The organism is Tenacibaculum finnmarkense (genome assembly GCF_900239185.1).
Lineage (GTDB): Bacteria > Bacteroidota > Bacteroidia > Flavobacteriales > Flavobacteriaceae > Polaribacter > Polaribacter finnmarkensis.
The window spans coordinates 20,979-28,364 of sequence record NZ_OENA01000011.1; the positions used below are offsets into that span (position 1 = coordinate 20,979).

At 27.2% G+C, this 7,386-nt stretch carries 6 protein-coding genes; 2 read left to right on the forward strand and 4 right to left on the reverse strand.

From position 1 onward, the window contains the following. Window positions 1–19: 19 nt before the first annotated feature. The 3 genes from AQ1689_RS00760 to AQ1689_RS00770 all read right to left on the reverse strand — a co-directional run bounded on the left by AQ1689_RS00760 (window position 20) and on the right by AQ1689_RS00770 (window position 2,163). A complete protein-coding gene (locus AQ1689_RS00760) occupies window positions 20–1,024 on the reverse strand; it encodes a PspA/IM30 family protein (RefSeq protein WP_101954878.1) in 1,005 nt (334 codons plus the stop codon). Further along, window positions 1,024–1,692: a hypothetical protein gene (locus tag AQ1689_RS00765; protein WP_101954879.1), complete on the reverse strand. Its 669-nt coding sequence runs from the start codon at window positions 1,690–1,692 to the stop codon at window positions 1,024–1,026. The genes AQ1689_RS00760 and AQ1689_RS00765 overlap by 1 nt, the downstream gene beginning before the upstream one ends. A gap of 75 nt (window positions 1,693–1,767) precedes the next feature. After that, the gene (locus AQ1689_RS00770) at window positions 1,768–2,163 is read right to left on the reverse strand and encodes a hypothetical protein (protein WP_101914168.1); all 396 of its coding nucleotides are present in this window, start codon (window positions 2,161–2,163) and stop codon (window positions 1,768–1,770) included. Between the two features lie 253 nt (window positions 2,164–2,416). On the opposite strand from AQ1689_RS00770, the gene AQ1689_RS00775 reads away from it, so the two are divergent. Both AQ1689_RS00775 and AQ1689_RS00780 read left to right on the forward strand, forming a co-directional pair. Then, window positions 2,417–4,891: a DUF2339 domain-containing protein gene (locus AQ1689_RS00775; protein WP_101954880.1), complete on the forward strand. Its 2,475-nt coding sequence runs from the start codon at window positions 2,417–2,419 to the stop codon at window positions 4,889–4,891. Continuing rightward, the gene (locus AQ1689_RS00780) at window positions 4,878–6,125 is read left to right on the forward strand and encodes a hypothetical protein (RefSeq protein ID WP_145993711.1); all 1,248 of its coding nucleotides are present in this window, start codon (window positions 4,878–4,880) and stop codon (window positions 6,123–6,125) included. Before AQ1689_RS00775 ends, AQ1689_RS00780 begins: the two co-directional genes overlap by 14 nt. Before the next feature lie 203 nt (window positions 6,126–6,328). Here the strand turns inward: AQ1689_RS00780 and glpQ are convergent, their stop codons facing one another. After that, the gene (gene glpQ, locus AQ1689_RS00785) at window positions 6,329–7,342 is read right to left on the reverse strand and encodes a glycerophosphodiester phosphodiesterase (protein WP_317047035.1); all 1,014 of its coding nucleotides are present in this window, start codon (window positions 7,340–7,342) and stop codon (window positions 6,329–6,331) included. Window positions 7,343–7,386: the final 44 nt, after the last annotated feature.

The following is a 7,386-nucleotide window of genomic DNA, read 5'->3' on the forward strand; positions in this document are numbered from 1 at the left end:
TTTTTTTAATTATAAATATTTAAAAATTGAATAAATCAGTATACTGATTATTATGATTTTTGTTTTTCTTTAATGTTGGTGCATCTAAATCTACACTGTGGCTATCGTTTACTAATAAATCTTTTTGATTTCCAAGGATTAAAGAAACCCCTTCTTTTTCCCATTTATCTAATAAATCTAAACCTTCTTCTTCAAAAATTCCGTTTTGTAAATCGATAGAATCCATAAAACCGTTTGACATTTCCATAAAACGCTCCATTTCTCCTATTTTCATACTCACATCATCAGCAATTGCTTCTAAAGCTCTATCGAACATTTCTTTTTTATCGTTGTTTCCTGAAATGATATTCATTGCCGATTTCATAGCAGAATGACTCGCACGTATTGCTTTACGTTCTTGTTCTTTTACCATTACTTGGTCTTCAATATCTTCGACTAAAATTTCAGAATTTTCATACATTTTTGTTAATACTCTGTATAAAATCTCCATTTTTCGATACAACTCATCTAGCTTTAAATTAGATTCTCTTAATCTCCCTGCTTTACGAGATTTCAGAATCATAATTCCTTTTTTATCTTTCTCTTTTGCCGCACTTGCAAGCTTTAAATTGTTATTGATATTCTTTTTATTTTCATTCATTATTTGCTGTAGCCTTCTCATTTGACCTTTTAAAACAGCAATTTGTTTGTTCATTTTCTTTAAGTTATCTTTTAAATCATCAATATAACTTTTTAAAATTCCTATCGGATCAATTAAAATAAACAAACCTGTAATCCATCGCATAAACGATTTGTACATATAAAAAACAAGGTTACGCATTTTAGGGTCTAAAATCATATAAATTAAAGCTCCTAAACCTGCTAAAAGTAATCCTAAATGTAAGGTGTTTTCAACAATATTAATAAGATAAGGCAATGCTTTGTATAAAAAATACATACTCCCTCCTGCTAATAAAGCTGTAAAAAACATTCCTGTTTTTCCTTCTGGTTTTTCCCAAAAAGATTTGGGTGTAAAATTTTCCATTATTTTATGTATTCTTTTATTTTTTGAGCATCTTGCTCTATTTGTGTTCTTAAATGCAAATAAGAAATTTTAAAATCATTTTGAGTTTTAGTAATCTTATGACTACTATCAGCTATCAATTTTTTTAATTCTTCTATTTGATTTTGATGCGTTGTAATTTCGTTTGTTAACTGCTTTATTTTTGCTGATTTTTCGTTAACAACCGCTTCAAACTGGGTAATTTCCTTTTGTTTATTTCCTACTTTAGCGACTAATTGCCCTTCAAAAGCTTTTGTAAAAGTTTTATTTTCAGTATCTAAAACGCCTATATAATGTTTTATTGTTTCTAATAAAGTCTCTAAAGTTGCGCCCATTGTAGAAGCTGCTGCATAAGTTGAACGGTATTTTGTAGCCTCGTCCATTGGAATTTTTTCTAAAGCTTTTAAGGCTTTTTTAAATTCTAGATAATCAAAACCATCTAAGTTATTGTTTTCAATTGCAGCTAATAATTTTTCTACAATAGCAGCATCAACACTACCTGTAACATTACTATTTATAGTGGTTGATTTATTTACTGTATTTATTTCTGCGGATTTTTTAGCTGATACCGCTTGTTTTTTATCTTCTTGCTTGTTCTCTTTTTCACTTTCATCTTCAGTAAAAAATAGCGATTTTAAATTTTTTAACATAGTTACTCTAGTTTTAACAAATTTAAAAAAATTAACCAATTATAAGAGCCTTTATCTTTTTTGATTATTTTCTGATTACTTTACCAACTTATTCCATCCTAATTTTAAAACTACCAATAGCACTAAAAATATGGCGATAAGCTGTGTAAAACTTCCTATAAAAAACACACCTATAATTGCTTTTTGAATAAAATACGTAATTAAAAAAGTGATGATTAAAATGATAAACAGCCCTGATAATTTATCAAAACCAGGAATTGCTTTTAAAGGAACTGTTTTTTTAATAATTAACAGCAACAATATCATGGCTATTATTGGTAAGTAATACGTGATTAATTGAAGTTGCAGTAAATTTTTACGCAAAAAGAAAAAATTATAAACAACCAAGATAATAGCTAAAATTCCAGGTATCGCCAAAGCATATATTAAAATACTATACACATATAAAATTGGCGATTTAGGGCGAATCATATTTGAAAACAAAAGACCTAATAATGTCAGTAAAAGTAAAGTTATATAGTAATTTATTATCGTATTTGAATTATTACTAAGGATATTTATAAGATCATATACTGTCATGTTTTGTTTTTTTTTCTGATGTATCACTGATTTACAAATGTATAAGAATAATATTCTTGATGCTTATTTTACATAAAAAATATCTAACACATCATTAAAGATTACATTTTGATTACATTTGAACTAAAATTCAAAACGATATTTTATGGAAGGACTCTTATTTATAATCGTCTTACTCTGTTTATATTTTATCAATAAAAATATAAATACAAAATTTGAACAACTCAATAAAACAATTGCCGATTTACAAAAAAAAGTTTTTTCAAAAGATACCGTTACAGCTCATAAAAATGTAGCATCCGAAGAAGAAAAAATTGTAATTCCTGAAGTAATTAAAACAGTAGCACCAATAATTCCTACTCCTAAAAAAGAGGAAATTATAATAACACCTTCTGTTACTAATTCTTTAAAAACAACACCTGTTTTAGAGGATAAAAAAACAGCAAAACAAACGATACAGCAAACCAAAGATCAGGCTGTAAAATCAATTCCTGAAAAATCATTTTTTGAAAATTTTAAAGAAAAAAACCCTGATTTAGAAAAATTTATCGGTGAAAACTTAATTAATAAACTAGGAATCTTAATTTTAGTATTAGGAATTAGTTTTTTCGTAAAATATGCCATCGATAAAGATTGGATAAACGAACCTGCAAGAGTTGGAATTGGCGTTTTATGTGGTTCATTAATTATGGCAATTGCACATAAATTAAAGAAAAATTACACCTCTTTTAGTTCTGTTTTAGTGGCGGGAGCAATTAGTATTTTTTACTTTACTATTTATATTGCTTTTCATGAATACGAGTTATTTAGTCAAAGCGTAGCTTTTGCTATTATGACGGTAATAACCATTTTTAGCACCCTAGTTTCGGTTTCTTACAACAAGCAAGAACTGGCTATTTTATCGTTAATTGGTGGTTTTGCAGCACCATTTATGGTAAGTACTGGCGAAGGAAATTACGTAGTATTATTTACTTACATCGCTATTTTAAATATCGGAATGCTAGTGATTTCTTACTTTAAAAAATGGCGTATTTCAACTGTTTTATCTTTTATATTTACAACAATATTATTCGGAAGTTGGTGTAATTTAAAAATAGGTAGCAATACATTTTCACACACAGGAGCTTTAATTTTCGCTACCCTGTTTTATTTTATATTTAGTATTACTATTGTTTTAAATAACCTTCGAAATAAAGGGAAATTCTCTGACATAGAATATTTTATTTTAGTAGCAAATACCTTTGTATTTTTCGGATTAGGAATGTTAATTTTAAATGATTTAGCATCAAATTTAACAGGATTATTTACGTTACTATTGGCGCTTTATAACATTACTTACGCTACTATTTTATATAAAAAATTCGGATTAGATAAAAATGCTATTTACTTATTAATCGGACTTGCTTTAACTTTTGTTACCTTAACAATTCCAATTCAATTTGAAGGCAATATTATTACACTTTTCTGGGCTTTGGAAGCTGTTTTATTGTTTTGGCTATCTCAAAAATCAAAAATAGACACCTTTAAAATTGGTGCAATTGCCGTACAAATATTAACCCTTATCAGCCTATTTTTAGATTGGGACAGATATAGCTTTACAAAAGATTTAAACGTTATTTTAAATCCGTTATTTATTGCAGGTTTCGTGGTTAGTTGTTCGTTATTTTTAACGTATTGGTTATTAAAAAAAGCTCCAAAAACCGAAATAAAACAGCTTCTAGTTAGCAGCCATTCTTATGCTAATTTTATTTTGATAATTGCCATTTTGGCTAGTTATTTTACAGGAATTTTAGAAACTAATTACCAAGCAAATCAGTTTTTAGCAAATATTTATTCTGCCCTATCTTTTTCTGTAACCTATCATTTTATTTTTATTTCGGTACTTATTTATACAACAAGCACTTTAAAAAACAACCTTTTTACAAAAGCAATACTGTTAATAAGTTGCATTTCTATACTAAGTTACATTTTGTTTTTTTACAAATTACCAGCAAACGAATTAATTGAAAATTTCTTAGAAAACACCAATACTTCCTATGCTTTTTACTTTCATTATATCATTTTAAGTTGTTTAATTTATTTTGGATATCAATTATATAAGACATCCGATTTATTATTTAAGATAAAACCAAAACAACGTAAATGGTTGCCTTGGATATTTACTTTTGCCATTGTATATATTTTAAGTAATGAAATAATGATACATGGTTTACATCTTTCAAATACAATTGATACAGTAGTATTATCTGAAAAATTTACGGAATCAGAAAATGATTTTTACGATAAAAACATTTTTGTACGCAGCCAAATATCAGCGACAAAAACACAAATTATTAAAATAGGATATCCAATACTTTGGGGAGTTTTTTCTTTTATCTTTTTAATTATTGGGATAAAAAAACAATGGAAAAACTTACGAGTAATCGCACTATCGTTACTTGGTTTAACTATTTTAAAACTTTTTATCTACGATATTAAAAACGTTTCAGAAACAGGAAAAATTATTGCTTTTATATTATTAGGAGTTTTAATATTGATAATTTCTTTTGTGTATCAAAAATTAAAAAAATTAGTTATTGATGAAACCACCGAAAATAAAAATACAGATGATGAAATATAGTTTATTAATTACCTTTTTTGTTTCTCTTACTACTTTTGCTCAAAATTATACAGGTAGTATTCATCCGATAAATGAAAACGGTTTGCATAAAATAATGCTACCGATAAAAGTTCGTTCGGCAGCAACTGAAAATTACAATTTTTTAAGAATTAAAGACTCTTTAAAAAATGATGTTCCGTATGTTTTAATTTATAATAATGATAAAAAATTCTCAACCTTTGAGCAACTTAAAATAGCATCAAAAAATGTTATTAACGATTCTGTAACCTCAATTGTAATAGAAAATAAATCCGCAGAAAAACTAGCTAAATTTACGCTTAAAATTGCCAATACAAAAATCAGAAAAAGCTATAATATCTACGGAAGTGATAATGGTTCTGACTGGTTTGGGCTGATTTCTAATCGTATTTTATCGCCTAAAAACTCACCTAAAAAAACAGCTTCAGGAAAAATATTTTTAGAACAAACTATTCATTTTCCTTTAAATACCTATCCATTTTTACGCATTAATTTTGATGATAAAAACTCCTTACCCATAAATATTTTGGAAGCTGGGATTTATAAAAGTAAAATTTTTACTCAAAATGCGATTCAAATAAATCAATACAAACAAGAAGCTGTTTCTATCGAAAAAAAGAAAAAAGTTACACAACTTAAATTTACGGCTGAAAATTCACATAAAATAAATAGTATTTCTTTTAAAATTGATTCCGATTTTTTTCTAAGAAATGCTAAAATTCTTGTAAAAAGAGAACGAAAAATTAAAAAACGTATAGAAAATTACACCGAAACTATCGCTTCTTTTCAGTTAAATTCTAAAAACAAAAACTCATTTACCTTTAATAATTTAAATGAAAAAGAGTTTATTATCGAGATTCAAAATAAAGATAATCCTGCTTTAGCAATAGAAAATATTCAGTTATTTCAGAAGCCAATTTATTTAATTGCTAATTTAAAGAAAGCAACTAATTACAAAATAATAGTTGATGCTACGTTAAAAAAACCGTCGTACGATTTAGGAAATTTTATTTCATCGACTACAAAAAATATTACAGAAACAAATATTACATCATTTTCTAAAAACAAAAGCAAAGCTGTATCGCCTAAAAATATACCTTTTTGGCAAACCACTATTTTTATGTGGATTTGTATTCTTTTAGCTTCTTTAGGAATTATTTATTTTGCATTTAAACTGATAAAAGATATTGATAGTCAAGAAAAAAAACAATCTTAAAAAATTTAAGAACCTGTTTAAATTTTAGTCAATAAAATATTATTACAAAAGTTCACAAATAATCTGTCAGTTCAAGTAATTTTTTAGCATCAAAAGGAATCAAAATAAAATTCTCGATACAATTTTAATTCCTTCTAGTAATTAAAATCACTCGAATTGACAAAATGGTGGCAAATCAGGATGTGAAACTGACATTTAAAAGTTTAATTCTCATTCAAAAAAGTAACCATTTTATCAGGGAAATCAGTAAAACCGCCATCAATATTCGCTTCAAAAAATAATACTTGCATCATTTCTTCAAACGAAGAAAATTCGTCTAAACTATCGGCTCTAAAAGTGTACGGATGTACTTTTAAGCCGAGCTGATGCGCCTTTAAAACTAAGTTTGTAAAAGTGAATTTATCGGCTACTTTATCGGCTAAAATTTGCTTATACCACGGTCCTATTCCATCGGCATAAGTTGCAAAATGTTCTAATTTTTTAACTTGCTCATCAAATTCTATTAACTGCACTAAAAACAAATCCGATTTTAGTTCTTTTCGAATTCTCTCTAATTCTTTTTCATCAAAACATTGAAAAATACAGGCATCTTTTTTGGTTTTATATCCATAATCAGAAAGAATATCTAAGGTTATTTTAGCGATATCTTTTCCATTTTTATGATGAAACTCAGGATTTTTTATCTCTGGATAAATTCCAATATTTTTACCAGTACCATAATTTAAACCTTGAATAAGTTCAATTTCTTGTTGTAAAGAATGAAGTTTAAAATTCCCTTTTCCTTTAGGAAATCGCTTCAAATAAAACTGCTTTCCTGTTTTGGTATCAAAACGTTCGGTTACCTGTAATTCTTGCAATTCATCAAAAGTAAAATCGATTACATAATACCGATTATCCGCTCTTTTTTTATCAGGAAAAACAAGCGCAACATCGGTTACATCATCTAAATAAATATCGTGAATAACAATTGGAACATTATCTTTACTTAGCACCAAATCTTGCTCAATATAATCAGGATTCATAGCATACGCCATTGCTTTAGCCTCCATGGTATGCTCGGGCAAATACCCTGAGGCACCACGATGCGCAATTACTATTTTAGGTGATTTCATCTTTTTAATACTCGTTTTTTCTACCTTATTACATCCGAAGATAAAAAAGCAAAGAATAAGAGCCTGTTTAAATTTGTAAAATAAAAAGAAAAAGGTTTCTGAAATTCTATTAAAATGTTTCTTTTGTGGTTCTCAAAACAAAAAAGATG